Genomic DNA, 1,763 nt, shown 5'->3' with positions numbered 1-1,763 from the left:
CGGTGAGGCACGCGTCGGCCATCCCGCGCAGCACGGCGCCCCCGATCACGGGGCTCACCCCCACGACCGGCGCGGTGGTGGAACGCAGCGCGGCGCGGATCCCGGGGACGGCGAGGATCGCGCCGACGGAGACCACGGGGTTGGAGGGGGCGACGACGACGAGGTCGGCCGCCTCGATGGCCTCGAGCGTCTCCGCGGTGGGCCGGGCGGCCTCGGCGCCGATCTGCACGAATCCGGAGGCGGGCAGCTGCGCGCGGTGCCGGACCCACCACTCCTGGAAGTGGATCGCCTTCGAGCCCGACCCGTCGGCGGAGTCGTCGGGCACCACGACGTGCGTCTCGCATCGGTCGTCGGTCACCGGCAACAGGCGGACGCCGGGGGACCAGCGGGTGGACAGCGCCTCGGTGACGTCGGTCAACCGGTAACCGGCGCCCAACATCTGGGTGCGGACCAGGTGGGTGGCCAGGTCCTTGTCCCCGAGACCGAACCAGTCGGGCTGGACGCCGTAGGCGGCGAGTTCGTCGCGGCAGTTCCACGTCTCGCCCGCGTGACCCCATCCGCGTTCGGGGTCGATGCCCCCGCCGAGGGTGTACATGCAGGTGTCGAGGTCGGGGCAGATCCGGACGCCGTGCATCCACGCGTCGTCCCCGACGTTGACCACCGCGTCGAGGCCGTGGGCGGGGTCGCCTCCGGGGAGCGGGGTGTCCGCGGCCCCGGACGCGGGGTCCAGCCCGAGAAGTCGACGTGCGCCGAGCAGGAAACGGGCGCCACCGACGCCACCGGCCAATACACAGATCCTCACGTCGACCCAGAGTAGTGACGGGGTGGCGGTGCGGCCCGGGTGGCCGGGTGTTCGGACCCCACCCCGACTCGCGGGGGTGTCCCACGCCACACAATCCGCGGCGTGTCACTCGTGGGACCGGCGCACGAAAATGCTAGGTATCCCCGATTTCGCTTGACCTGGGCGACTCGCATGTGTGTAATCACAGGTGTGTCATTCGTATCGGAGCGGCACGCCGGGCCGGGCAGACGCACGAGCGACGAGCAACGTAACACGAGGGGATGACCGTGGATCGACAGTCACGCACCGCAGCGGGACCCGAGCTGACCCTGGTCGACTTCGGCACCGGTGCGCTCTTCGTGGAGGACGAGGAGGAGAGCTGGCAGGACCGGGCCCTCTGTTCCCAGACCGATCCCGAGGCGTTCTTCCCGGAGAAGGGTGGCTCGACCCGCGAGGCCAAGAAGATCTGCACGGGCTGCGAGGTCAAGGCCGAGTGCCTCGAGTACGCGCTGGCCAACGACGAGCGCTTCGGCATCTGGGGCGGACTGTCGGAGCGCGAGCGTCGGCGGATCAAGCGCGAGGCCGTGATGTGAGTTCGTCAGGGCCCGGTGTCATCCGGGCTCTCGACGGCGCCTGTTCGGCACCTTCCTGACCACCCCGCGGGGTGGTCAGTTCTCGTTGGGGCCGGCCTCGACCTCGTCCGGTGAGATCTCCAGGTGCTGCGAGACGAGTTCCACCAGGACCGAGTAGACCAGGTCCCTCAGGTCGTCCCCGCCGGGTGCCCGGCGGGTGAGCGGCCTGCGGAACAGGACCAACCGGGCCCGCGTGGGCTGGCCGGCCCGGTCGACGCCGGCGGGGACCAGCCGGGCGAGCGGCACCAGGCCGTCCGCCACCACCTCCTCCGGCCAGGTCTCGCCGGGCTTCAACCGCATGCGCGGCACCATGTCGACGGCCAGGTCCAGGTGCACCAGGCGGGAATGCC

At 71.4% G+C, this 1,763-nt stretch carries 3 protein-coding genes; 1 reads left to right on the top strand and 2 read right to left on the bottom strand.

The genetic code is table 11. The annotated features are described in order from the left end of the window. On the bottom strand, window positions 1-802 hold an 802-nt coding region (cofD, locus tag G6031_RS16130; protein WP_182653809.1), incomplete at its 3' end, for a 2-phospho-L-lactate transferase. Window positions 803-1,062: 260 nt separating this feature from the next. Between cofD and G6031_RS16125 the strand changes: the two genes are divergently transcribed. Next, window positions 1,063-1,374 (top strand): WhiB family transcriptional regulator, encoded by a 312-nt coding sequence (locus G6031_RS16125; RefSeq protein ID WP_241727050.1) that lies wholly within the window; start codon window positions 1,063-1,065, stop codon window positions 1,372-1,374. Window positions 1,375-1,449: 75 nt separating this feature from the next. Here G6031_RS16125 and G6031_RS16120 read toward each other — a convergent pair. Then, window positions 1,450-1,763, bottom strand: a 314-nt coding sequence (locus G6031_RS16120; RefSeq protein ID WP_182653808.1) for a metallopeptidase family protein, incomplete at its 5' end; no start/stop codon positions are given.

It is taken from the genome of Dietzia sp. CQ4, assembly GCF_014145125.1.
Taxonomy (GTDB): Bacteria; Actinomycetota; Actinomycetes; order Mycobacteriales; family Mycobacteriaceae; genus Dietzia; species Dietzia natronolimnaea.
Note: the sequence above shows the minus strand (reverse complement) of the source record. Positions and strands in the feature narration are given on the sequence as shown.

Bases quoted from the DNA above. Each gene is read 5' to 3' on its own strand.
- G6031_RS16125 (WP_241727050.1), top strand. From the start codon at position 1,063: ATGACCGTGGATCGACAGTCACGCACCGCAGCGGGACCCGAGCTGACC.